Source organism: Methyloceanibacter sp. (genome assembly GCF_050999895.1).
In the GTDB taxonomy this organism is placed as follows: domain Bacteria; phylum Pseudomonadota; class Alphaproteobacteria; order Rhizobiales; family Methyloligellaceae; genus Methyloceanibacter.
The window spans coordinates 1-24,183 of record NZ_JBPCOU010000051.1; the positions used below are offsets into that span (position 1 = coordinate 1).

Annotated in this window: 25 protein-coding genes, 1 tRNA gene and 1 pseudogene; 8 read left to right on the forward strand and 19 right to left on the reverse strand. The window is 62.4% G+C overall.

Annotated features, from left to right (window positions below; translation table 11 throughout):
- The 3 genes from ACR2J1_RS05070 to murJ form a co-directional block, all read left to right on the forward strand.
- The coding region (locus ACR2J1_RS05070) for a methionyl-tRNA formyltransferase (RefSeq protein WP_434018250.1) at positions 1–669 on the forward strand (669 nt) is incomplete at its 5' end.
- Positions 670–674: 5 nt separating this feature from the next.
- On the forward strand, positions 675–1,412 hold the full coding sequence (gene truA / locus ACR2J1_RS05075; protein ID WP_434018251.1) for a tRNA pseudouridine(38-40) synthase TruA: 738 nt from the start codon (positions 675–677) through the stop codon (positions 1,410–1,412).
- A gap of 107 nt (positions 1,413–1,519) precedes the next feature.
- Positions 1,520–3,151 (forward strand): murein biosynthesis integral membrane protein MurJ, encoded by a 1,632-nt coding sequence (murJ, locus tag ACR2J1_RS05080; protein ID WP_434018252.1) that lies wholly within the window; start codon positions 1,520–1,522, stop codon positions 3,149–3,151.
- Between the two features lie 110 nt (positions 3,152–3,261).
- On the opposite strand, the gene murI is transcribed toward murJ, so the two are convergent.
- The 14 genes and pseudogenes from murI to rpmH all read right to left on the reverse strand — a co-directional run bounded on the left by murI (position 3,262) and on the right by rpmH (position 12,830).
- The gene (murI, locus tag ACR2J1_RS05085) at positions 3,262–4,104 is read right to left on the reverse strand and encodes a glutamate racemase (RefSeq protein WP_434018253.1); all 843 of its coding nucleotides are present in this window, start codon (positions 4,102–4,104) and stop codon (positions 3,262–3,264) included.
- A gap of 3 nt (positions 4,105–4,107) precedes the next feature.
- A complete protein-coding gene (gene dapE / locus ACR2J1_RS05090) occupies positions 4,108–5,322 on the reverse strand; it encodes a succinyl-diaminopimelate desuccinylase (RefSeq protein ID WP_434018254.1) in 1,215 nt (404 codons plus the stop codon).
- Positions 5,319–5,492 (reverse strand): hypothetical protein, encoded by a 174-nt coding sequence (locus tag ACR2J1_RS05095; protein WP_434018255.1) that lies wholly within the window; start codon positions 5,490–5,492, stop codon positions 5,319–5,321. The genes dapE and ACR2J1_RS05095 overlap by 4 nt, the downstream gene beginning before the upstream one ends.
- A 145-nt stretch (positions 5,493–5,637) precedes the next feature.
- Complete coding sequence (locus ACR2J1_RS05100; RefSeq protein ID WP_434018256.1) at positions 5,638–5,955, reverse strand: DUF805 domain-containing protein; 318 nt, start codon at positions 5,953–5,955, stop codon at positions 5,638–5,640.
- 42 nt (positions 5,956–5,997) lie between these two features.
- Positions 5,998–6,438: a DUF805 domain-containing protein gene (locus ACR2J1_RS05105; protein WP_434018257.1), complete on the reverse strand. Its 441-nt coding sequence runs from the start codon at positions 6,436–6,438 to the stop codon at positions 5,998–6,000.
- A gap of 90 nt (positions 6,439–6,528) precedes the next feature.
- Positions 6,529–6,666 (reverse strand): hypothetical protein, encoded by a 138-nt coding sequence (locus tag ACR2J1_RS05110; RefSeq protein ID WP_434018274.1) that lies wholly within the window; start codon positions 6,664–6,666, stop codon positions 6,529–6,531.
- A gap of 112 nt (positions 6,667–6,778) precedes the next feature.
- A pseudogene (locus ACR2J1_RS05115) lies at positions 6,779–6,928 on the reverse strand (hypothetical protein); the annotation flags it as partial.
- A gap of 25 nt (positions 6,929–6,953) precedes the next feature.
- Positions 6,954–7,796 (reverse strand): 2,3,4,5-tetrahydropyridine-2,6-dicarboxylate N-succinyltransferase, encoded by an 843-nt coding sequence (gene dapD, locus ACR2J1_RS05120; protein ID WP_434018258.1) that lies wholly within the window; start codon positions 7,794–7,796, stop codon positions 6,954–6,956.
- A 22-nt stretch (positions 7,797–7,818) separates the two neighbouring features.
- A complete protein-coding gene (locus tag ACR2J1_RS05125; protein ID WP_434018259.1) occupies positions 7,819–8,577 on the reverse strand; it encodes a pyrimidine 5'-nucleotidase in 759 nt (252 codons plus the stop codon).
- Positions 8,574–9,437 carry an acetylglutamate kinase gene (argB, locus tag ACR2J1_RS05130; protein ID WP_434018273.1) on the reverse strand — a complete coding sequence of 288 codons (864 nt, stop codon included), beginning with the start codon at positions 9,435–9,437 and terminating at the stop codon, positions 8,574–8,576. The genes ACR2J1_RS05125 and argB overlap by 4 nt, the downstream gene beginning before the upstream one ends.
- Before the next feature lie 153 nt (positions 9,438–9,590).
- Positions 9,591–10,250, reverse strand: a complete 660-nt coding sequence (gene yihA, locus ACR2J1_RS05135; protein WP_434018260.1) for a ribosome biogenesis GTP-binding protein YihA/YsxC — start codon at positions 10,248–10,250, stop codon at positions 9,591–9,593.
- A 27-nt stretch (positions 10,251–10,277) separates the two neighbouring features.
- Positions 10,278–12,215: a membrane protein insertase YidC gene (gene yidC, locus ACR2J1_RS05140; RefSeq protein ID WP_434018261.1), complete on the reverse strand. Its 1,938-nt coding sequence runs from the start codon at positions 12,213–12,215 to the stop codon at positions 10,278–10,280.
- 88 nt (positions 12,216–12,303) lie between these two features.
- Positions 12,304–12,699 (reverse strand): ribonuclease P protein component, encoded by a 396-nt coding sequence (gene rnpA / locus ACR2J1_RS05145; RefSeq protein WP_434018262.1) that lies wholly within the window; start codon positions 12,697–12,699, stop codon positions 12,304–12,306.
- Positions 12,696–12,830, reverse strand: a complete 135-nt coding sequence (gene rpmH / locus ACR2J1_RS05150) for a 50S ribosomal protein L34 (protein ID WP_434018263.1) — start codon at positions 12,828–12,830, stop codon at positions 12,696–12,698. The genes rnpA and rpmH overlap by 4 nt, the downstream gene beginning before the upstream one ends.
- 204 nt (positions 12,831–13,034) lie before the next feature.
- On the opposite strand from rpmH, the gene ACR2J1_RS05155 reads away from it, so the two are divergent.
- From ACR2J1_RS05155 to ACR2J1_RS05165, 3 genes are read left to right on the forward strand one after another with little or no spacing between them, the layout of a single operon-like run.
- Positions 13,035–13,826, forward strand: a complete 792-nt coding sequence (locus ACR2J1_RS05155) for a TVP38/TMEM64 family protein (protein WP_434018264.1) — start codon at positions 13,035–13,037, stop codon at positions 13,824–13,826.
- Between the two features lie 20 nt (positions 13,827–13,846).
- A complete protein-coding gene (locus ACR2J1_RS05160) occupies positions 13,847–15,271 on the forward strand; it encodes a dihydrolipoyl dehydrogenase family protein (RefSeq protein WP_434018265.1) in 1,425 nt (474 codons plus the stop codon).
- Between the two features lie 60 nt (positions 15,272–15,331).
- On the forward strand, positions 15,332–16,795 hold the full coding sequence (locus ACR2J1_RS05165) for a sensor histidine kinase (protein ID WP_434018266.1): 1,464 nt from the start codon (positions 15,332–15,334) through the stop codon (positions 16,793–16,795).
- Between the two features lie 4 nt (positions 16,796–16,799).
- On the opposite strand, the gene ACR2J1_RS05170 is transcribed toward ACR2J1_RS05165, so the two are convergent.
- Positions 16,800–17,168, reverse strand: a complete 369-nt coding sequence (locus ACR2J1_RS05170) for a hypothetical protein (protein ID WP_434018267.1) — start codon at positions 17,166–17,168, stop codon at positions 16,800–16,802.
- A 181-nt stretch (positions 17,169–17,349) separates the two neighbouring features.
- On the opposite strand from ACR2J1_RS05170, the gene ACR2J1_RS05175 reads away from it, so the two are divergent.
- Positions 17,350–17,426 (forward strand) — tRNA-Arg (locus ACR2J1_RS05175).
- 457 nt (positions 17,427–17,883) lie between these two features.
- The gene (locus tag ACR2J1_RS05180; protein ID WP_434018268.1) at positions 17,884–18,921 is read left to right on the forward strand and encodes a hypothetical protein; all 1,038 of its coding nucleotides are present in this window, start codon (positions 17,884–17,886) and stop codon (positions 18,919–18,921) included.
- Positions 18,922–18,962: 41 nt separating this feature from the next.
- Here the strand turns inward: ACR2J1_RS05180 and ACR2J1_RS05185 are convergent, their stop codons facing one another.
- The 4 genes from ACR2J1_RS05185 to ACR2J1_RS05200 all read right to left on the reverse strand — a co-directional run bounded on the left by ACR2J1_RS05185 (position 18,963) and on the right by ACR2J1_RS05200 (position 23,662).
- Positions 18,963–19,649, reverse strand: coding sequence for a recombinase family protein (locus ACR2J1_RS05185; RefSeq protein ID WP_434018269.1), 687 nt, complete (start codon positions 19,647–19,649; stop codon positions 18,963–18,965).
- A gap of 1,130 nt (positions 19,650–20,779) precedes the next feature.
- Positions 20,780–21,292 (reverse strand): hypothetical protein, encoded by a 513-nt coding sequence (locus ACR2J1_RS05190; protein ID WP_434018270.1) that lies wholly within the window; start codon positions 21,290–21,292, stop codon positions 20,780–20,782.
- A 1,225-nt stretch (positions 21,293–22,517) separates the two neighbouring features.
- Positions 22,518–23,219, reverse strand: a complete 702-nt coding sequence (locus ACR2J1_RS05195; protein WP_434018271.1) for a tyrosine-type recombinase/integrase — start codon at positions 23,217–23,219, stop codon at positions 22,518–22,520.
- Positions 23,220–23,308: 89 nt separating this feature from the next.
- On the reverse strand, positions 23,309–23,662 hold the full coding sequence (locus ACR2J1_RS05200) for an Arm DNA-binding domain-containing protein (protein ID WP_434018272.1): 354 nt from the start codon (positions 23,660–23,662) through the stop codon (positions 23,309–23,311).
- Between the last annotated feature and the right edge of the window lie 521 nt (positions 23,663–24,183).

The window sequence follows — 24,183 nt, forward strand, 5'->3', positions numbered from 1 at the left end:
TATTGCCCCTTGCTGCCGAACCCAGTCCTCCGTTCCCCTCGCCATGGTTGCTTCAGCTTCCATTCCTCCCTTTTGCCTCTCTGGCCCTCCGCCGCGCCCATGCAGCGCGCCATCATGGCGGGCGACGCCGAGACGGGCATCGCCATCATGCGCATGGATGAAGGCCTCGATACCGGGGCCGTTTGCCTCGAAAAGCGCATCCCCATCGCGGCCGACACGACCGCGGGCGAGCTGCATGACAAGCTTGCGTCCCTCGGCGCCGATCTCATGGTCGAGGCGCTCGCGGAGCTGCAAGCTGGAACGCTGCATTGCCGCGCGCAAACCGAGCGGGGAATCACCTACGCGAACAAAATCATGGCGGGGGATACGCGCATCGACTGGTCCCGGTCAGCTCTCGACCTGCACAATCTCATTCGCGCCCTGTCGCCGCATCCCGGCGCGTGGTTCGAACTCGCGGTCAACGGCAAGAGCGAACGCGTCAAAGTCTTGCGCAGCGGCGTGGTTGAAATGTTAGGCACGCCGGGAACGCTGCTCGACGATCGTCTGACCATCGCCTGCGGCGACGGCGCGGTGCGCCTCGTCGAGATCCAGCGCGCCGGCAAAAAGCCGATGTCGGCGGACGAGTTTCTGCGCGGCGCGAAGCTTAGGCTAGGCACGAGGCTCGGTTAGACGCCATGCCCCGCTTCAAGCTCACCATCGAATATGACGGCACGCCCTATGTCGGCTGGCAGGTGCAGGAGAATGCAGCCTCCGTCCAGGGCCGACTCGCTGCCGCGCTTAAGGCATTCTCAGGCGAGGATGCCATTCCGCGCGGCGCCGGCCGCACCGATGCCGGCGTGCATGCGCGGGGCCAGGTTGCCCATGTCGATCTCGCCAAGGACTGGGCGGAAGAGAAAGTCCGCGACGCCTTGAACGCGCAAATCCGGCCCGATCCGATCAGCGTCCTGTCCTGCATCAAGGTCGCGGACGATTTCGATGCGCGCTTCTCGGCCAAAGCGCGGCACTATCTCTATCGCATCGTCGCCCGCCGCAGTCCGCTCGCGCTCGACCGCGATCGCGCCTGGGGCGTGTATCGGCCCCTGGATGCTGATGCCATGCACGATGCCGCCCAGGCGCTGCTCGGCCATCACGATTTTACCACCTTCCGCTCGACTGAATGCCAATCCGCCTCGCCTGAGAAGACGCTCGACCGCCTCGCGGTATCGGCCGCGGGCGAGGAGATCAGGATCGAGGCCTCGGCCCGCTCCTTCCTGCACAATCAGGTGCGCTCCATGGTGGGATCGCTCAAGCTTGTCGGCGAGGGGAAATGGCAGGCCCGCGATCTTGAGGCAGCGCTCGCGGCGAAGGACCGGAGCGCCTGCGGCCCCGTCGCGCCGCCTTACGGCCTCTATCTCGTGAGGGTGGACTACTGAAAGCCGGGAAATCGGGGGTTTTCGTTCGCCGTATGGACAGGCTTCGCGCCCTAGAGTAGGAGCGGGGACGCTCCGGCGCCGTTACCTCCAGCCTCGCGAGAGGGCTCATGATCAGGCGCATCGCCACGGTGGGCGGGCTTACGCTCGTTTCGCGCCTTACCGGCTTTCTTCGCGACATCGTCATGGCGGCGGTGCTGGGCGCCGGCCCGATCGCCGATGCGTTCTTTGTCGCCTTCCGACTGCCCAATCATTTCCGCGCCATCTTCGCCGAGGGTGCCTTCGCCGCGGCGTTCGTGCCGGCCTATGCGCGCACGCTCGAGCAGACCGGCATCGATGCGGCGAAGCTCTTTGCCGACCGCATCGCCGCCGCACTGATCGCCCTCAATCTTCTTCTGCTCGGCATTGCGCTTGTCTATACGCCCGAGGTCGTCGGCCTGCTCGCGCCTGGGCTTGCCGATGATCCGACCCGCTTCGATCTCGCGGTCGCGCTGACGCGCATCACCTTCCCCTATCTCGCCCTGGTGTCGCTCGAGACTCTGCTTGCCGGGGTCCTTAACGCCAACAACAGATTCGCCACCGCGGCCGCGGCACCGATCTTCCTCAATTTCTCGCTCATCGCCACGCTGCTGCTGACGCCGTTCTTCGCGGACGCCGGCCACGCCGCCGCCTGGGGCGTGCTCATCGCCGGTGTCGCCCAGGTCGTGTTCGTCGGCGTCGACGCCCAGGTCCACGGCATCGGGATCACCTTCCGCCTGCCGCGTATGGATGAGCCGACCCGCCGCTTCCTGAAGGCGCTCGGCCCCGCCGTGATCGGCGCGGGCGGCGTGCAGCTGGCGCTCTTCGCCGATACCGTGATCGCGTCCTTCCTGCCGACCGGCGCGCTCTCTGCGCTCTACTATGCCGACCGCATCAACCAGCTCCCGATCGGCGTGGTCGGCATCGCGGTTGGAACCGTTCTGCTTCCCGAAATGTCGCGGCGGCTGGCGGCGGGAGACACGATGGGCGCGGCCTCTGCCCAGGCGCGCGGCATCCAGCTTGCGCTGCTTTTGACCATCCCTTGCGCCGCCGGGGCATTGGCGGTGCCCGACCTCATCATGCGCGCGCTCTTTGCGCGTGGCGCGTTCACCGCGGAAGATGCGGCCGCGGCGGGCGCGACTTTGGCCGCCTATTCCGTGGGGCTCCTGCCTTTCGTGCTGCTTCGGAGCTTCACCGCGCCCTTTTACGCCCGCGGCGATACCGCCACGCCGGTCAAAGCCGCGCTTCTCGCCGCCGCCATCAATATCGGGCTGAAAGTCGTGCTCATGGGCCCGCTCGCCCAAGTGGGCCTCGCGCTCGCCACTGCCGTCGGCGCCTGGATCAATCTCAGCCTGCTTGCGTTCTTTTCCCGCCGTCAGGGCTTTGCCGTATCGGGTGCGGCCATCGGCGGCCCGGTGGTGAAGCTTCTGGTGTCGGGCCTCCTGCTCGGCGTGTCGCTGCTCGCCGGCTACTACGTTCTCCAAGGCGCGCTCGTCGATGCCCGCATCTTCCGCGACGAAACCATGCTCGCGCTCCTGCTCCTCCTGGGCGCCGTGGTCTATACGCTCGCCGTTTTCGTGCTGCTCGGCGGCGCGTGGTTCAAGGGCCTACTGCGGGAAGTGTCGGTTGCGGCGGATAAGGAAGCGCCGCCGGATCTGGAGCAGGCTGATCCGACCGACGATTCCGCCACGCTCCCCGACAACGAGCCGGCGCCTAAGGCTTAGTCCGCGTCTGTGTCATTGCCCGGCTTGACCGGGCAATCCAGTAATCCCGGTCGTTGTGATGATGCGAGGCCGGTGTTTACTGAATTCCCGCCTTCGCGGGAACGACAGGGTTAGAACGAAGGCGACTCTTTAGGCCGGAGATCCACCAGCTCCACGCTTGCCACATCGATAGGGCGTCCGAGGAAGATGGCGCCGACGCGGGCGAAACGTTCCGGCGAGTCCGTGGCGAAGAAGCGTGCGCCGCCGCTCTTCCTCTCGCCGCTCGCCATGCCGCTCTCCGCCAAGGCCTTCGCGACGGCCGACGCCGTCGTTGCCGCTGAATCCACCAGCGCCACCCGCTCGCCGATGATGAGCCTGAGGGTGGCCGCGAGCACCGGAAAATGCGTGCAGCCGAGCACGAGCGTATCCGGCGCGTCCGGTCCGTCGAACAGCGCGCCGAGATAATGATGCGCGGCGGCGATGGTGACCGTGGTGTCGGTCCAGCCTTCCTCGGCGAGCGCAACGAAGACCTGGCAGGGCCGCTGCACCACGATCGCGTCGGGACTGAGCGCACCGATAGCGCGAACATAGGCGCCGCCCTTCACCGTGCCTTCCGTCGCGATCACGGCGATGCGGTTATTGCGTGTCGCGGCGACGCAGGCACGCGCGCCGGGTTCGATCACGCCGATGACCGGCACGGGCGCAAGCGCTCCCTTAAGGGCATCGAGCGCGACGGCGGAAGCGGTGTTGCAGGCGATCACCACCATCTTCACGCCCGCTTCGATCAGGAGGCGTGTTGCCTGCAGCGCGTAAGCCTGCACCGTCTCCGCGCTCTTGGTGCCATAAGGCAGCCGCGCGGTGTCACCGAGATAGACGAAGCGCTCGGCGGGCAGCCGCGCCTCCATCGCGCGCAGCACCGTAAGCCCGCCCATCCCGGAATCGAACACCCCGATCGGTCTTGGATCGCCGTCCATGGCTCAGGCGGGGGCGTCGTCGCCTGCCGGCGCGGACGCCGCGATGGCAAAATCCTCGAAATAAATATCGAGGAAGCGGCGATAGATGGCGGCGAGCTGTTGCAAATCTGTGATGCTCACCTGCTCGTCGACCTTGTGGATCGTGGTGGTGAGCAGCCCGAACTCCACCACGGGGCAGATATTCTTGATGAACCGCGCGTCCGACGTGCCGCCATCGGTGGAGAGCGTCGGCGTGCGTCCGGTGACGTCGCTTATCGCCTGGCTGAGCAGCGCATCGAGCGGTCCCGGCTCGGTGAGAAAGGCGGGGCAGGGCGGCTCGAATGCGAGCGTGTGCTCAAGCCCGCTATCCGTGAGCGCCGCTGCCACTTGCTCCCGCAGCGTCGCCTCGAGCGCCTCGGGTGTGTGGCGGTCGTTGTAGCGGATGTTGAACCGGGCGGTGGCGCTCGCCGGGATCACATTTGTCGTCGGGTTGCCGACATCGATGTTGGTCACTTCGAGATTGGACGGCGAGAAATGCGCGGTGCCGTAATCGAGCGGCGCATCGTAGAAACCGGCCAGCACCTTGATCAGCCCCTTCACCGGATTGCTGGCGAGATGCGGGTAGGCGACATGGCCCTGCACGCCGTTTACGCTCAACACGCCGTTGAGGCTGCCGCGTCGCCCGATCTTGATCGCCTCGCCGAGCTCGCGCGCGTTGGTCGGCTCGCCGACAATGCAGTGGTCGGGATGCTCGCCCGTCTCCGCCATCCAGTCGAGCACCTTGCGCGTGCCGTTGATCGCGGGCCCTTCCTCGTCGCCGGTGGTGAGAAGGCTGATGGTGCCATCCATCTCCTTCCCCGTCGCCTTGACGTAGTCGATTGCCGCGGCGGCAAAGGCGGCGATCGCGCCCTTCATGTCCGCCGCCCCGCGGCCGTACAGGATGCCGTCGGCGATGTCGGCGGCGAAGGGCAGATGCGTCCATTGCTCGCTATCGCCCGGCGGCACCACGTCGGTATGGCCGGCGAAGCAGATATGCGGCGCGCCGTCGCCGATGCGGGCATAGAGATTGTCGATTGCGGGCGTGCCCTCCTCGGTGAAGTGCAGCCGCTCGCAGGTAAAGCCGGCCGCCGACAGCACCTGCGCCAGCGCTTCCAGCGCGCCGGCATCGAAGGGCGTGATGCTTGGGCAGCGGATCAACGCTTGCGCGATCTCGACCGCGCTGTCTCCGACATTGCTCATAGCGATGGCCCGGACGGCTGCGCCTCGGTTCGAAGGGAAGATTGCAGGATCGCGATCTTCTGCCAGATCTTGCGGCTCAAATTGGTTGCGAGCATCTCAATATCGTTAACCGCGGCGACGATCACCGGATCGTCCAAGGTCTGCGCATAGAGTGCCGCGACCTGCCGCAAAGCGAAAGCATCTCGCTGCAATAGTCTAAATAGCGGCCAAGCTCAAAGACTGTCATGTCCCGCTTCGGCGACGCGGCAGTCGGACTTTCGCTGCCGATCGTCAGGCTCGGATCCTTGGTGAGCTGGTGCATGTCGATGACGTGGATCAGCGAGCGCAGCTGATGTAGCGGAGCTCATTGGAGATGTTGCTGGAGAAGGTGACGCCGAGCTGGTAGGCGAGCGCCGGCCCGAGGCCGTAGAGCGGATATGACCGCTTCACGATGAGCGCCGCGGACACCCAAAGCAGAACAGCGAGTGCGAGCCATCCCATTGCACGCTCGGTCTCGGTTCCGCCGGTGGAGTGGAACATGCCGAACCACAGGAATGACAACGCGAGCTGGATGGCGAACATGATCGCGACGCCGAGCCAGAACGCGCCCCTCCCGATGCGGCTGCTAAAGCCGGTCAGAAGGTGCAAGGCCATGGCGCCGTGCTCCCGGCAACGCCCTCCCTTGAGGGCGCGGTCTTACCGCGCGAGCGGATCGGGCCCATAGCGGTTCGGAACGGTGGTGCCCTTGAGGATGCCGAGCTCGACCAGGAACCAGAGGCCGACGGCAAGCATGACGAGGCTCGAGATCCAGCCGAGCGTATTGGGCTGCTCCGGCGTTCCGGTCATGCCGAAAAGCTGGAGAAAGTTCACGAGCAGGACCGGCACGAGGCCGTAAAGGGCGGTTTTGCCGGGCTTGTCGCGGTCCTGGAAGCGCTTCGCCGCGATTGCGTAGGCCGGATAGAAAAGAGCGAGCGTGACAAGCGTGATCAGGATCGCGCCGAGCGTCGTCATGCCGAACAGCGAAGCGATCAGGATCCCGAAAACGATGCTGATCACCGCGAGCGCGATCGAGCCGATCCAGTATTTCGCCCGGTTGATGCGCCCGTCGAATGACGTGAAAAGATAGCCGAAATCCATTGTCCCCTCCCTTGCCGGCCAGTTGGCCAGGTCGCCCCCGTCACGGCACCTCTTGTAGAGCGGAAGGAACGGCTTGCGAAGCGGCAACTGTCACAGGCGAGCATCTTCCTGTGGAACGCCGAGCGGGTCGGGCCCGTAGCGGTTAGGGCCCTGCGTGCCCTTCAGGATGCCGAGCTCGACCAGAAGCCAGAGGCTGATGCCGACCACCACGAGATCGAAGATCTGCAAGATCAGCGCTCGGGTTCTCTGGGTCGAGATAGCCGAAGGTCCGGAGGAGATTGGAGCTTACTAGAGGCACAATGCCGAACAGCGCCAGGACGCCGGGCTTATTGCGATCCTGGAAGCGCTTCGCCATCACGGCGTAGGAGGGATAGAGCAGCGCCAGCGCTAGCGCGATGGTAAAGGCGGTCGGAGACACCATTGCGAGGATCAGCAGAATCCCAGCGGCCCCCGCCACGACGAGACTGAAGAGCAGAAATTTCCAGTCCATCGGCCCTCCTGATCCCCGCGCGTGTCTAATCCCTGAGCAGCTCGTTGATTGAGGTCTTGGCGCGGGTGCGCTCGTCGACGGTCTTGACGATCACGGCGCAATAAAGCGACGGCCCCGGCGCGCCGTCGGGCAGCGGCTTGCCCGGCATCGTGCCCGACACCACGACGGAATAAGGCGGCACGCGCCCGTACAGAATCTCACCCGTCATGCGGTTCACGATCTTGGTCGACTGCCCGAGATAGACGCCCATCGAGAGCACCGAGCCTTCGCCCACGATCACGCCCTCGGCGACTTCGGCGCGCGCGCCGATGAAGCAATTATCCTCGATGATGACCGGGTTCGCCTGCAACGGCTCGAGCACCCCGCCGATGCCTGCGCCCCCGGAGAGATGCACGTTCTTGCCGATCTGGGCGCAGGAGCCGACCGTGGCCCAGGTGTCGAGCATGGCGCCGCTGTCGACCCGCGCGCCGAGATTGACGAAGCAGGGCATCAGCACCGCCCCCGGCGCGACATAGGCGGAGCGGCGCACCACAGCGCCGGGCACCACACGGAAGCCGGCTTCCTTGAAGTCCTTCGTCTTCCAATCCGCGAACTTGGTCGGAACCTTGTCCCACCACGAGCCGCCCTCGGGCCCGCCGTCGATCTTGTGCGGATCGTGCAGGCGGAAGGAGAGCAGGATCGCCTTTTTCAGCCATTGATTGACGATCCAGTTGCCGCCGACCTTCTCCGCGACGCGCAGCTCGCCTTTGTCGAGCAGATCGAGCGTCTCGCCCACCGCGTCGCGCACCACGCCCTTGGTCTCCGGCGTGATCTCATGCGCGTGCTCGAAGGCGCTCTCGATGAAAGTCTTGAGATGGTCATAGGTCATGCGCGCGCGATGCTCTCCAAGTTCAGGCGATGTAGCAAAGAGGGGCAACTCGCTTTTCGCTCCCCCCTTGAGCGGGACGAGCGACGATCTCGGCGAGAAAGGCGGTCAGAGCATCGGTGCGGTGATGAATATGGGCCGGCAGCTCCGCCCAACCGGCGATGGCCTGATGCTCCGGATGTGGCGTCGGTGCGCAGTCGACCAGAACCGTCGTCATGCCGAGCCGATGCGCGGTCGCGAGATTGTGCGGCAGATCGTCGAACATGGCGGCGCCGGCGGCAACGATATCGTGGGCCTTGAAGAAGCGTTCATACGCCTCGCGCATCGGCTTCGGGTAGATGTACTCCAAAGCGTGGATGTCGAAGATGTCCTCGAAATGATCGAGCAGCCCGAGCCGCGCCGAGACGGCTTCCGCGTGCTTGCGCGAGCCGTTGGTGAAGATGAATTTCTGCCCCGGCAGCGCATCGATGGCCGCGCCAAGGTCCGGCGCCGCTTCCACCACGCCGAGATCGATGTCGTGCACATAATCGAGAAAGCTGTTCGGGCAGATATCGTGCAGGCGGATCAGGCCAGCGAGCGTCGTGCCGTGCTCGTAGTAATAGGTCTCGCGCATGATCTGCGCCTCGGCGAGCGGAATGCTGAAACAGTTGGCGATGAACTCGCTCATGCGCCGGTCGATCTGCGCGAAGAGATTGCAGTCGGCGGGATAGAGCGTGTTGTCGAGATCGAATACCCACGTCTCGACATGGCCGAAGCCGTCTTTCGGGTCTAGAGCTTTGCTCATGCCGTTCCCTTCGCGCCGGCCCTATGCCTGCGGCGTTCGATCAAGGTGCCGGCCCCATGCTCGGTAAACAGCTCCAGCAGCACCGCATGCGGCACCTTGCCGTTCAGGATGACCACGGCCTCGACGCCTTCGGCGATCACGTCCAAGCAGCCTTCGATCTTCGGGATCATGCCGCCTGAGATCGTGCCGTCCTCGATTAGGGCCTGCGCCTCCGCGGTCGTCAGCGACTTGATCAGCTCGCCGTTCTTGTCGAGTACGCCCTTGACATCGGTCAGCAGCAGAAGGCGCTTAGCCTTCAGCGCGGAGGCGAGCGCGGCGGCGAAAGTGTCGGCGTTGATGTTGAGCGTCTCGCCGTCGGGTCCGACGCCGATCGGGGCAATCACCGGAATCAGGTCGGAGTGGAGAAAGACCTCGATGACATGCGGATCCACGGCGGCGGGTTCGCCGACGAAACCGAGATCCATGACGGTCTCTATATTGGAGTCGGGATCGCGCCAGAGCCGTTCCAGGCGCTTCGCCCGCATCAGATTGGCGTCTTTGCCGGAAATGCCGACCGCCCGGCCGCCCTGGCTGTTGATGGCGGTGACGATCTCCTTATTGACGGAGCCGGCGAGCACCATTTCCACGACCTCCATCGTCTCACGGTCGGTGACGCGAAGGCCGCCTTTGAATTCGCTTCTGATATTGAGCCGCTCCAGGAGCGAGCCGATCTGCGGGCCGCCGCCATGCACGACGATGGGGTTTACCGCGGCCTGCTTGAGAAGGACGATATCGCGCGCGAAATTCTGCGCGAGCATGGGGTCGCCCATGGCGTGGCCGCCATATTTCACCACCACGGTCTTGCTGTCGTAGCGCTGCATATAGGGCAGCGCCTCCGACAGCACCTTGGCGTTGGCATGGATGGCCGCCAGGATCTCGGCCTGCTCCACCGTTTGTCCGGACGGCGTCCGCTCTTTCGTCTTCACGGGAGATGCTTTCGTCTTGGCCACTGCGCCTTATAGCGGCGCTATGGCTCAGGGCACAACGCCGTTTGGCGCCAGTGAGGCCACCGCGGCGCGAAGCTCAGGGATGCCCATGCCGGTGCGCGCGGAGGTGACGAGCACCTGCGGGTAGGCGGCAGGGCGCTTTCCAAGCTCGGCCTCGACCTTCGCCACGGTCTCCTCGAGCTCCGTCTTTTTCGGTTTGTCGGCCTTGGTCAGCACGGCCTGGTAGGACACCGCCGCCTCGTCAAGCAACGTCATGGTTTCCTTGTCGTTGGGCTTGAGCCCGTGCCGGGCATCGATGAGCAGGAACACCCGCTTCAGCTCGCGGCGCCCGCGCAGATATTCGCGGATCAGCCGGGTCCAGCCTTTCACGGCGGCCTTCGACACCCGCGCATAGCCATAGCCCGGCATGTCCACGAGATAGAGCTCGGCGTCCTTGCCAAGAGTGAAGAAGTTGAGCTCACGCGTGCGTCCGGGAGTGACGGAGACGCGCGCGAGGCTTGTTCTGCCCGTCAGCGCGTTGATCAGGCTCGACTTGCCGACATTGGAGCGGCCCGCAAAGGCGATCTCCGGCCGCCCGTCTTTGGGCAAGTCGTCGATGCTGACGACGCCTTTGACGAAAATGCAGGGGCTCTTGAACAGCGCCTCGCCGCGTGCAAGCTCCCCCGCCGTGGTGTCTGAGCTATCCATGGGCATCGCAGCGGAGCGCCCGCGAAACTACCCTTTCGTCTCGGTTCGCTCGCGCGCTGTTTGCGCCTCGTCTTCGGCTTCCCCCCCATCGGCGTTTTCCGCTCGCGAGCGGACCCCGGCACGCTTGGCGCGCCGCGCCTGCTTGGCGGCCTTCTTCGTCTCGGTCTCAACCGGCGTTGTGACGACGGGCTTCTTCCGCTTGATGCCCAGATTCTCCATGAGCGGAATTTCCACGCCCTGCCGCGCCATGATGATGGCCTGTTGCAGCACGGACAGGAAGTTGTTCCAGGCCCAGTAGATCACGAGCCCCGCCGGGAAGCTCGCCAGCAGGAAGGTGAAGAACACCGGCATCCAGGCGAAGATCTTCTGCTGCACGGGGTCGGGCGGCGCAGGGTTGAGCTTCATCTGCACCCACATCGTGAGGCCCATGATGAGCGGCCAAACACCAATAATCAGGAACGCGGGCGGGTCCCAGGGGATGAGCCCGAACAGATTGAAGATGCTAGTCGGGTCGGGCGCCGACAGGTCGTGGATCCAGCCGAAGAACGGCGCGTGCCGCATCTCGATTGTGACGAACAGCACCTTGTAGAGCGAAAAGAACACGGGGATCTGCACGAGGATCGGCAGGCAACCCGAAGCCGGGTTCACCTTTTCCTTCTTGTACATCTCCATCATCGCCTGCTGCATGCGGACGCGGTCGTCGCCGTAGCGCTCCTTGAGCCGCTGCATCTCGGGCGCGAGCAATTTCATCTTGCTCATCGAGACATAGGACTTGTTGGCGAGCGGGAAGAGGACGAGCTTGATGAGCACCGTGACGATCAGGATCGCCACGCCGAAATTGCCGACCAGCTTGTAGAAAAAGTCGAGCGCGTAAAACATCGGCTTGGTCATGAAATAGAACCAGCCCCAGTCGATCAGGAGGTCGAATTTCGGGATGGAATATTTCTGCGCGTAGCCGTCGACGACATTGACCTCCTTGGCGCCGGCGAACACGCTGCCCTTGACCTCGGCGGTGGCGCCGGGCGCGACCGTGACGGCGCCCATGAGATAGTCGGTCTGGAACCGCTCGCGGCCGTCGACCTGCGAGCCGGAAAATTTCGCGTCGAACGCCTTGCCTTGCTCGGGCACGACGGCGGCGCTCCAATATTTGTCGGTGATGCCGACCCAGCCGCTATTGCTTTTGAAGGTTTCCGGAGGGTCCTCGACCGCGTTGGCGTAGCTGATTTCCTGGAGGCCGTCGTCGACCACGCCGATCAGGCCCTCATGCAGAATGTAGAACGCCGCAGAATGCGGCTGGCCGTGACGGGAGACGAGCCCGTAGGGATAGACCGTGACGGCGTCGGTGCCGGTGTTGTTCACCCGATCCTCGATCGTGAATATGTATTTGTCGTCGATCGCGATCGTGCGGATGAAAACGAGGCCTTGGCCGTTGTCATAGGTGAGGGTGATGGGCGAGGTGGGCGTCAGTCTTGCCGCGGCGTCCGCCTTCCACACCGTGTCGCTGTTGGGCAGCGCCTGAGTCTGTCCGGGAGCCCCGACGAAGCCGTGCTCCGTATAGTAGGCGCCGGGCGTTCCCGCCGGCGACAGGAGCACGACGTTCGGACTGTTTGGCTCGACCGTCACCCGGTAGTCTTTGAGGGTTAGGTCGTCGATGCGCGCGCCTTTCAGCGAGATCGATCCGACAAGACTCGGCGTCTCGATCGGAACGCGCGGCGAGCCCTGGAGCGCTTCCTCGCGCGAGGCTGCCGCGGCGACTTCGCTGGGCAGCGCCGGCGCGCCGGTTCCCGGTGTTGCCGGCGTGGCGGGGCCGGCGTCTGGTTTAGACGGCTGCCCCGGCTGGGTCTGCTGTTGCGTGGTTTTCGGAGCGGGCGGCTCGGTCGCCGGCACGAAGAAAAACTGCCAGGCAAAGAGCACGACCATCGACAGGACGATTGCAAGAAGGAAGTTGCGGTTATTATCGTCCATGTCGGTTCAGCGAGTGTCCGTTCAGCTCAGAGCCCGGGTCGTTGCGAAGGGCGGGGGGTGGAGACAAGTCTGATTCGCGTACGGGTCGTCAGCGCTTCTTCGCCGCGGCGGGCTCATGCACCTTCGCGAGTGCGCGTTCGAGATCCCCGATCAGCTCGGTGAAGCGCCGTTGTAGCGTGCCAGCCCGCGCGATCAAAACATAATCATAGCCTTTTGCGGCATGCTGGGGCGCACTCAGGCGCACGGCCTCTTTCAAGCGCCGCCGTGCCCGATTGCGGATGACGGCGCCGCCCAGAGTCTTCGTGGCGGTGAAGCCGAAGCGCGCAAGATTGTCACATCCGGGTGCGGAATCGGCACGCGGCCGCGCTTGCAGCACCAAAGACGGCGTGGTGAAGCGCGTGCCGCCGCGGACAAAGAGGAATTCGCTGCGATTTTTGAGGCGTCCGATCGCCGTCACCCCTGAGCCAGGGCTGGTCTCGCTCAAGCCGACAGACGCTTACGTCCTTTGGCTCTGCGCCGCGCGAGCACTTTCCGGCCGGCCTTGGTCGCCATGCGCGCTCGAAAGCCGTGCCGCCGCTTGCGGACTAGTCTCGACGGCTGAAAGGTGCGCTTCACGGAAATTCTCCAAGGCTTGCAAAGATTGGCGGCTTATAAGGGGTTAGGGGGCTCCAGTCAATCGCACGCCAATTCCTGCCGGGGCATCGGAAAGGCCTGAACCTATCACATCTGGTGACGTGGCATCACGATAGCGGGAAAGCGGGTTTCGCCTGGCCCGCGAAGGTCTACTTAGACGGAGCGGCACGAAGGAGGCCCTTGCCCATGCCCACGATTGCTGAACAGGCGGGTGCCGTCGCGTGGTTGAAGCGGCTCTGGCCGCTGATTCTCATCGCTGCCGGCGGCGCCTTCGTGTTCGCGATGGGCTGGCATCATTATCTGACCCTCGAATCCCTCGCCGAGCGGCGCGACAGCCTCCAGGCCTTCATCGCCGAGAACATGGCCTTGGCGGTCGTGGGCTTTGTCGCCCTCTATGCCAGTTCGGTGGCGCTTTCGCTCCCGGGCGCCGCGGTCCTGACGCTGGCGGGCGGGTTTCTCTTCGGCTGGTTCTTCGGCGGCATCTTGTCGATTGTCGGTGCGACGATCGGCGCCACCGCCATCTTCCTCATCGCCCGCACCGCCCTCAGCGACGTCCTTGCCGCGCGCGCGGGGCCTTGGCTGGCGCGGCTGCGCAAGGGCTTTCAGGAAGATGCGTTCAGCTATCTTCTCTTTCTCCGCCTTGTCCCGCTCTTCCCGTTCTGGCTGGTCAATCTCGCGCCGGGCCTGCTCGGCGTCAGCCTGCCGGTCTATGTCGGCGCCACTGTGCTGGGCATCATCCCCGGAACTTTTGCCTTTTCCCTCGCGGGTAAAGGTCTCGACAGTCTGATCGCGGCGCAGCAAGCTGCCCACCAATCCTGCCTTGCCAAGTTGGGTACGGATGGCCAAGAGTCGTGTCCCTATGCACTCGATTCGGGGGCATTGCTCACGCCGGAGCTGATTGCTGCCCTGGTGGCGCTGGGCGTGGTCGCGCTCATTCCGGTCGTGATTAAACGGTTCAGGCGGGCACCCTCCGCCTGATGTCAGAGGGAAAGGGTGGAATGGAAGAGGTTCTGAAGCCCGACCTCTGCGTTATCGGTGCGGGCTCAGGCGGCCTCTCTGTCGCAGCCGCGGCGGCGCAATTCGGCGTGCCTGTCGTGCTGATCGAGAAGGGCCGCATGGGCGGCGACTGTCTCAACTATGGCTGCGTCCCCTCCAAGGCTCTGCTTGCCGCCGCGAAACGCGCCGAAGCCGTGCGCACCGCCTCTGCCTTCGGCGTCGAGGTGATCGAGGCGCAGCTCGACCATCGCGCCGTGCACGATCACGTCCATGGCATCATCGCCGCGATCGCGCCGAACGATTCCGTCGAGCGCTTCACCGGCCTCGGCGTGCGCGTGATCCAGGCGCACGCGAGCTTCCTCGACAAGAATACGGTCGAGGCTGGCCGCGTTCTCGTCTGCGCCCGCCGCTTCATCATCGCCACGGGCTCGATGCCCTCGATCCCGCCGATCCCCGGTCTCGACGAGATTCCCTATTTCACCAACGAGACGATTTTCGACATCTCCGAACGCATGCAGCATCTCATCGTGCTTGGCGGCGGTCCCATCGGCGTCGAACTCGCGCAAGCCCACCGCATGCTCGGCGCTCATGTCACGATGATCGATGCCGGGTCGTTTCTCTCCCGCGACGATCCCGAAGCCGTCGCCGTCATCCTCAAGCGCCTGGAAGATGCGCAAGTGGCGCTGCATGCAAACACCCGCGTCGAGCGTGTCGAGCGGGCGGTGCAGGGGGTTGCCGTTCATGTGCAGAAAAACGGCGACACCGAGATCATCAAGGGGACGCACCTTCTTGTCGCCACCGGACGCAAGCCCACCGTCAAGTCGCTCGGGCTGGAGCGAGCCGGCATCAAGTTCAGCGCCGACGGCATCAAGGTGAACGATCATCTCAAGACCGCCAACCGCCGTGTCTATGCCATCGGCGACGTCGTCGGCGGCGCGCAGTTTACGCACCTCGCCAACTACCACGCCGGCATCGTCATTCGGAACGCGCTGTTCCGTTTGCGCCCGCGCGCGAGCGCAGCACTCATCCCGCACGTCACCTTTACCGAGCCCGAGCTCGCGCAAATCGGCATGACGGAGGCGGAAGCCCGCAAGAAGCATCGCCGCTTGCGCATCCTGCGCTGGCCCTTTACCGAAAACGACCGCGCCCAGGCCGAGCGCGAAACGGACGGCTTCATTAAGGTTATCTCCAGGCCAAACGGGACCATCCTCGGCTGCACCATCGTTGGCGCTCATGCCGGCGAGCTTCTCCAGCTCTGGATCATCGCCATGTCCAAGGACATGCGCGTGGGCGATATCATGAATTTCGTCCTGCCCTATCCGACCTTTTCGGAGATATCGAAACGCGTGGCTTTGACCTATTATCAGCCCACTTTGACGAAGCGCTGGCTCAGGAGCATCATCGCCTTCCTGCGCCGTTTCGGATAGCGAAGCGCTTCGGCATCCGCTCTCAAGGCCAAAACGAGCCCTTCATTTGCGAGTCTTCAGTTGAACGACGCGTTGCAGCTCCCGGAAGGCAAGCCGAAGCCGAGTGTCCCGCGCCATCCGGGCTTGTCGGCGAAGCTCCTTCTGCTCACCCTTCTCTTCGTCATGCTGGCCGAAGTGCTCGTCTTCGTGCCGTCGGTCTCCAATTTCCGTCGCCAATGGCTGGAAGAGCGCCTCGCCGCGGCGCAAATCGCCTCGCTCGCCGCCGAGGCGGCGCCCGGCGGACAGCTGCCGAAGTCGTTGCGGGACGAGGTGCTCACCAATGCCATGGTCAAGGCGATCGCGGTGAAACGCGCGGATTCGCGCCAGCTCATTATAGAGATGGACATGCCGGCCGAGATCCACGCCTCCTACGACCTGCGTGGCGCGTCATGGCTGAGCCTGATCGCCGATGCCCTCTTGGTCTATGTCACGCCCGAAGACCGCGTGATCCGCGTCGTCGGCGAGCCGGGCTTCAACGAGGGCGAGTTTATCGAGGTGGTGATGGGCGAGGCGCCTCTCAAGGCCGCGATGATCCGCTATGGCCTCGACATTCTGGCTCTCTCCATCCTCATCTCGATCATCACCGCGGCGCTCGTCTATCTTGCGCTGAATGCGCTTCTGGTGAAGCCCATGACCCAGCTCACCAGGAACATCGTGCGCTTCAGCGAGCGCCCCGAAGACCCGACCCGCATCATCACGCCGTCGTCGCGCCGCGACGAAATCGGCACCGCCGAGCGCGAGCTTTCTTCAATGCAGCGCGACCTCGCCGCGACGCTGGGGCAGAAGACGCGCCTTGCCGCCCTCGGCCTCGCGGTCAGCAAGATCAGCCACGACCTCCGCAACATGCTGTCGAGCGCGCAGCTTCTGTCCGATCGCCTCAGCACGGTGAAGGATCCGACGGTGCAGCGCCTCGTGCCGAAATTGATTGCGTCCCTAGACCGCGCCATCCGGCTCTGCGCGCAGACGCTCGACTACGGACAGGCGCAGGAGATCCCGCCGCGCCGCGAACGCTTTGCCCTTGCGCCCCTTGTCGGCGAGGTCGGCGACAGTCTCGGCCTGCCGCGTCCCGGCGCGATCGAGTGGATGATCGAAGTCGACCACGCGCTCGAAGCCGACGCCGACCGCGACCATCTCTTTCGCATCTTGATCAATCTTTGCCGCAACGCCGTGCAGGCGCTGGACAGCGAGGAGGGTCGGTCGGGCGAGATCGTCGTGCGCGCGACGCGACAGGGCACGGTGACGATGATCGAGATTGCAGACACAGGCCCCGGCGTGCCGGAGCGGGCGAAAGCGCATCTGTTCGAGGCATTTCAGACGGTGGCGCGCAAAGACGGCACCGGGCTCGGCCTCGCAATCGCTGCCGAGCTGGTGCAAGCCCATGGCGGCCAAATCGAGCTTGCGCGCAACGAAGGCGGCGCGACCTTCCGCGTGACCATACCGGACAGCGTGGTCGATCTCGCGCGGGCGCGCCGCCGTCGCGCTTAAGGGCCTACTGAACCTTCTTCGCTGCCGAGCTATGGCTAGGCTCGCCCTTGGCGTCCTTGCCCTTCTCGAAGGCCATCTTCTTGTATTGATCGCCGTCCTTCTTGATCTTGGTGGTCCATCCCGAATCCCACCGGATTACGGCTGAGTCCTTCTTTTCCTTCCAGGTGCCTTTCAGGCCTTCGCCTTCGCGGGTGCCTGTGGCGGTGCCGTCTTCCATCAGCATGATCTGGAACGGCTTGCCTTGGGTATCCTGCACCTCCCAGGTGCCTTGGAAGTCGCTCGCCGCGAGGCCGGCGGTGCTGCTGAGAAAAATGGCGAAGGCCCCGGCGGCGAGCGTCGCCATCGCCTTGCTGTAGAATGTCTTCATGGTCATGGTCGTTTCTCCCGGAACGCTGTTGGATCCTTATGCAACAGAAACCACCGGAAATCCCGCATCGTTCCCAAGCCTTGCCTTTGTGACGGCGACAGCTTAGGTAGGCACCAGCTCACGCGCGGAAATTAGCCGCTTTCGCGGCTCGCGTGAACAAGCCTCCCGTTTAAAGGCGGAGGCAAATGCGCCCGTAGCTCAGCTGGATAGAGCACCAGACTACGAATCTGGGGGTCGGACGTTCGAATCGTTCCGGGCGCGCCATTATTTTCCAGGTTTTTGATACCCAGTAAGGTTTAGGGCTAACGGGCGGGCTAACAATCGATCCTCTCTAATCCCGCATTCCCCGGATGAAGCACTGAGTTGCTGCCGGCCTTGGCCGATTCAGATATAAGCGAGATGGCGGCTTCGCTGGGGGTCAAATTCTATGCGTACTATCCATCCAACTTCCACAGATGACATCGCCGTAAGAGACGAGCATAGGTCGCGACCCCGCCAGGGCATTGTGGTCGGATCGAGACACCTGTTGCCCGCTTGCATCGAGCCAAATTTAATTTTCAAAACAATTAGGCGCTTGGTTGAGGTCTGCGAGGCGGCCAGCAAATGCCGAACCTTGCCAGATGCATTAGCCCCTGTTTTAGTGTTGGGACTAGGTTTCGCTCAAATCCTTCGGGGGTGACAAAAGGCGAACCGGGTTATTTCCTTTTTCATTTTCGCTACCTTGGTCTTTGCTTCCGCTAGCGCATTTGCGAAGGGACCGTACGCGCCCGCCATCCGCATTGGGGCTTGGGACGGCGGAGCTTACATAGATGATTCAACGCGGCGTTTTTCTCATTGCGTCGCTGGGACGACGTATCAATCCGGAATCTATTTCGTCGTTTCGATTAACTCCCAATATGACTGGTCAATTGGCTTCGCCCACGACTCTTGGAATTTGCAGGAGGGAGAAACAATTCCGATTGATTTGACATTCGATAACCGCGGCAGCATCCGCGTCTTTGGCACGGCCGTGAGACTCCCTGGTCAACCCGTCGTCAACTTGGTGACGGTTTCGATGCCGGACAATTCAAAGCTCATCAATTCATTTAGGCGTGCTTACGTTATGAACGCTTTGGCAAAAGGTCGTCTCTATGAGTTCAACCTGACGACAACATCACAGCTCATACCGGCTCTAGCGAGCTGCGTCTCCTCGAATGTCAACACCGCGGCGGTGCAGCCAATCAATGAGCCTGAGCCGAATGTGAGTAGCCTTAAGCCCGGGGAGTCCCCTACGTCTGAGCTTTCCCCGGAGCTTCAGATCGAGGCGATCCAGCTGGCGACCAATTTTATGTTGAAGAGCCGGCTTCCAAATCCAAGGGTCTTGGCCCGGGGAGAAACGCCCGTCGAATTTGCTTCGTTCGGAGCAGCGTGGACTTCTGATGAGGCGGTTGGTGCCGTGAAGATTATCCCTGCTGACCCCAGCATAAAGGGGATCGATGTGGCCTCCGCGGTCGCAGGCGCTGATGCGAAGGAATGCAAAGGCAAGTTTGCGTCCGGTCGCGTTAGCGAACTTGTCGATAGCGAGGTTGTCTTTAGAGGATTTTCCAGTTGCGAGGATACGGACGGAAGTCGTTCGGCACAATTTTTTGTCGTACCGCGCAAGCAGGGCGGCTTTATTATATTTTCGATAGCTTCAATGCAGGGCATGCCGTCTGGCGAAATCACCAAGGAGGAAAACCTCGTTGGTTTCCAGAAGGCAGCGTTATCCGCTAGCCAATAGTTCGATACAGCTGTTCGGTTCGACGCTTCGCTACGTTCCGCTCAGCAACAATTCTGGCACAGCATGCTCGCCACAGTTTTCGCGGCGTAAGGCTTCCCACGCTCGTTTAGGAAGCCCCGCCCTGCTAGTTCACTTGCAACGACACGCAACGAGTGTTGCCCACCCTTGGGCTTGCGCCGTCGAAGCTTGCGAGCGAGGGCGACAACCTCTGGCCTCGTGATGCTGAGGGGCTTCCTTCCCTCGCACCGTCCCTCGCACTCACGCTTGCGCTTGCGAGCCGCTGCCAGTTTCGCAACGACGCCGGCCTTCTCAAACTGAGAGATAGCCCCCAAAACCTGGCGTACCAAAACTGCCGTGGGGGTATCCTCGGTGAAAAAATCGGGTGCCGAGGCAGGGATGATTGACATGCCCAGCGACTTGAGCATGCCGTGACCGGCGAGCTGAACTGCGAGGTCGCGGGCGAATCTGTCCGGCGACTCCACGATGATAGCCCTAGCACCGTTGCTCGCCAGTCTTTGCAGCATTTGCACAAAACCTGGGCGCTGGTCGATGTGGTCAGCTCCGCTTACGGCGGCATCGTAGTACTCGGCAAGGATCGTAAACCCTGAGCCCCTGGCGAAGGCCTCGATGGCTGCTCGCTGGCGTTTATCGCTGTCCTTGTCAGCCCCTACATTGGCCGCGCTAGAGGGGCGGAGATAGGCCACCGCCGGCTTAAATGCCTTGGCCATTTCCTCTTTTTTCTCCTGCTGTTAGATACTACTCATGTTACCTAATCTTGAGAAAAGGTAACACCCCGCGCAAAGAAAATCAAGGTGGAGCCGCCATTGATAGCCCCTGTTCTCAATGGCTAACGTGTTGATTATAATGTATTTTGTGATTACCCGGACTAGCCTCCCCGTGGCGGCTGAAGGGTCGGGGTTCTATACGCTGAGAGGCATCTAAGCCATTGAAAAACAACAACAACCGCTTTTATTCCCCCATCTAAGCCATTGATTTATAAAGGGTTATAGAGCAGACTGGCCGGCTCATAGGCAAGCCCTCGCCCTTTCTCGCATCTGTCGCCCGTGCTCAGAAATCGCCCTCTCAATGTAATGTTTTGTAAAGGTCATCAGCCTGTTGCCGCGCGCATGCCTTGCAGACCGGGCCAGAACTAGTAAGCTTACTTTGGGCCATACTTTGCTGGCGTCGTCCGAGGCACTAATGTCGTCCGAGGCACTAATGAAGAGATCACGCATCGGCCTATTGATTGCGCATATCCTCGTCACCGCTGTTTTGATCGTGCAAATGGCCGGCGAGGCATCGGCCATTCAGAGGCGGCCGGGGGGTTCGAGTTCACAAGGGGCCACGTGTGGCTGCCTCTGCTACGGCAAAACCGGGTGGTGCAAGGCTTCCACGAGCAAGGAAGGCAAGTGCAGCTGCACGAAGGATTCGGTCTATCCGTGCAGCGGAACGTGTACGCAGGAAAAAATCAAAGAATAACCTGGTAGCGGCGCTGGCCTGCCAACTATTCCGGCGCCCATCACAGCCATCTCGCTCATAGGCCCAAGGCCCTCGCCCGTTCTCGCAAGACGTTCTCTCCATCAAAGCCAGCACGTCGCCTTGCAGCGGGGCCTAGGTTCTGCGTCACGCCGCCACGCTTGGCGAAGATGAGGCCCTGCGGCTTGCGCCAGTCTTTGCGGATGCGAGGGAATAGCCGCCAGGCCGATCTGCCGCCGCCCTTGAGAAGGTAGAGGCCGTCATAGGAGCGGCTATTGTATGGGCCAGGGTTGCCGCCATCGGTGGGGACCTTCAGCTTGACCGCATAATCATCCGGACGGCCAGCAATGCGCCTCACCATTCGGTAGAGCGCGGCTTGCACCTAAAGAAGCTCGTCGTTGCCGTCGACCTCGCCGGCGAGGCTTACGAGTCCCGCGCCTCGCAAATAGGCATTGGGCAGATGGAACAGCAAGTGAGCGTGTTCCACCTCGGCCATGCCGCCCGACTTTTTCTCCCGCACCCAAATTGCAGCGAGGGGGATGTCGCGGGAACGAAGCCAACGGGAGAGGGTTTCGCGAAACTCAGCGAACAATGCGCCATCGGCATCGTCGCCAGCGTCAGTTCCAACCCAATGAATGATGTAGTGGGCAACCAAGGGTAGGCCGATCGCTCTCGCGAAATCGACCGCCGCTTTTAGATTGATCAGCTGCTCAAGATTTAGGTGGGTGGTTCCGCCTAAGCGGTAGCGGGAGGCGCGCCGGCTGCCCTTCAGCGGAGGGCTATAACATATATGTGAGTCCTTTTCGGCCTTCAGCCCGCTATCGCTGCGGTATTGGCGATTTTCTGTTCCTGGGACGTTTTTTGATTGTCGAAGTTTTCGCGCATCAAGCGGCATCGCGGAACCTCTCCTCGCCTTTGGGGAGGTTGCTGACCACTAGCTTGATCGGACTTCGCCTAGATCGCTTGTTGCGAGCGAGAAGCGCCTTGAAGGCATCTCGCTTCATCGTTGCGATGCTACCGTTGTGATGCAGAAGCACGCGCGACCCGTCCAACTCGACTATTACGATTCGCCACCCGCAGCCGAGTTCCTGAAGCTCCTTTTCAGCTTCGATGTATAGCCGGACTTTGTAACCCCACAGGCGGGGCCAAATGTTTTCTTGAACGCAAGCAGGATCGCTCACGCGCGGTTCCGGCTTCAACCGCGTCAGCGGGATGTGCGAGTTGCCCTCGATGCGAATCATATTTGCGGTGGCATCGCGGTGCTCGCTGAAGCCGCAGGGCTTCCCGTGCCAGCGTTCTTCGAGGTGGCCAACCCAAACCCGACCGCCGCTAGTGGCGCTCGGCCAAACCCTGAACTTATTCCCCTCAGGCATCCTGAAGGCTGAAGGGCATCGCCAAGAAGGCGAAGGCCGCGGCCGAAGCGCGCCGCAATAATGAGCCTCTCCTTAGGCGGCGCGCATGAAAAAGAGGTGTCTATCTTGCGGCGCGCAGTTCGCTTTGAGCGGGTCCGGCAAGCGCCAGAAATACTGCCCCGAGTGCTCGAAACAGGGGATTGGAAAGGTCTGGGGTTTATCGGCCTCCAAGTCATTGAAAACAAAGGGCGCTGGGAGCGACTTTTCAGCACCCATACCCCCCCGTCGAAAGCGCAGTTTAACCATGCTGGACATACCGCCGGCCGGCGGCACGGCGCGGTGTTCTCGGTGGGTTGGCTCTCAATCCACGCGACAATCGACCGCTCTGTCCACACTCGGCGGCGGCCAAGCATGTGACCGGGCGGGAAGCCCCGTTTCGCGATCCAATTGTTGAGAGTGGTCCAGTTATTGACTAGGCCCAATTCGACCAAGTCAGGAAAGCGCAGTATAGGCTTCACGGGGCATACCTTTCCTGCCCAGTGGCTAAACCACCGGGGTTAGGAAAGGGAGGGCGCTAGTTGCCCTTCACGCCCCTTTCTCGAAAACAATTCCGGGTAGGCTTCCCTACTCCGGCTCGCCCAATGTTTATTGACCGTTTGGCGAGAGTTGGTGCGCTGTTCCTTTACCGTGTCTCGCACGGCATAGGGACAAAGCACTTAGGCTTGCGCGAGACCTACGCCGATTTGCAGCTAGCGTTCAACCGTCTTTTTATGAACTTTTTGTAAGTCTGACCACGTTCCCCTTCGGCGGGTTCAGGATCAGCGCAATCAGCCCCGCCAGCTTCGCCAGGGCGTCGGCCTTCTCGTCGCGGTATGGGTGCCGATCATAGACGCCCTCGACACCGGCAATGGCGTGGCCCATGACGCGCTCGGCAATATCCGGGCGAACACCGGCGCGGCTCATTAGGCTGCGGGCCGTCCTGCGAAGATCATGCAACACCCAGTGCGGCAGCGGCTTGGCCTTCGGGTCCACCTTTTTCGCCGCGCTCAATATCTCCTTGTCGAGCGTGGCTTTGTATTTCGACCAACCACTGATCTGCTTTCCATTTCGACCGGGGAACACCAGCACCTTACCGCGCTTGCCCAACTGCGTGACCGCCTGATCCGGCAGAACCAGCACCCCCGCGTTCCCCTTCTCTCGCATTTCGGTCTTGATGGTCCACACATTGTCGTCGTCAACGTCTGCCCAATCCATCGCGGCGACCTTCTCGCGGCGTTGCGCCGTCAAGAGTAGGAATTGAACAAGGCGACCATAGGAGCCGGTCGCCGCATTCCACACCGCCCGGATTTCATCGTCGTTCAATATACGCTTGCGCTGCCGCTCTTGCGGATTTGTCCGCCGCATCCCCTTGACTATTGGGGTCGCGAAATTCTCGTCGCGGGTTGCGTGCCAGTTGAACACTTGCCGCACAACAGACAGCGCATAGTCGGCTTGCCGCGCCCCATGCTCATCCTCGATATGGTCAAGCAGGGTGGCAACGTCCGCCCGCTTGATCGACGTTAAGTCGCGCCCCGACCAGGCGGTGTAAGGTGCTGCTTCATGAACCGTTCAATCTCGCCAGCGGATCGGAGTTTGCGCTTCAGGACATGCCGCTTAAACCACTCTTTCGCCACGCCCTCGAAACTGTCGGGCGGTGCCTCGCGGATCGACCGGATGATCTTCCGGCCAGCATCGCGGGCAGCGTCAATCTTCATCGGCGGCGCGCCGACCGTCCGCCAGTGCTGCTTGCCGCGCGGGTCGCGAGTTACAACGACGAATGACTTGGCCCCGCTCGGCTGCACCCGCACATAGTGACCGGGCAATTCAGGATCGGCGTGTGTGTATCGCTCCGCCTTCGCCTTCAGCTTCGCCACGCCATCGTCGTCTAATCTTTGTCGCCTCGTCATGGCCCCGTTGCTCCCTTGGGCTAACACCCCGGCTAACATTGCAAACCCGGCTAACAAACGGGCTAACAACTGCTTAGATATTATCGGTTTCCAAGGGGTTCAGGGCAACGCAAATCCGCCGTTTTCCAGCAGTGTTTTAGACTACGAATCTGGGGGTCGGACGTTCGAATCGTTCCGGGCGCGCCAATTCTTTCAGCTGGTTACGCGATCGAGGCAAAGTCGGATGAATAATAATTTGTTGGCCAAGCCCAAATCGCCTTGAAAGTGACCCAAAATCATATCGTCATTAACTATAAAGGAGCAGCCAAGGCCTATTGGCCAACCGCGTGCCCGTGCGGCCCCCGCCTGCGAAACGCAGCAAAAAACGGCATGCAACGCTATTGAAGCTGCGACATTTTTCGGGAGGAGAATGTAATGCGGTCAGCCTCTAGATCCGATTTTCCGCCAGAGGACGATGAGTGGGTGGTGCCAGAGATTCGCCGGCTTGC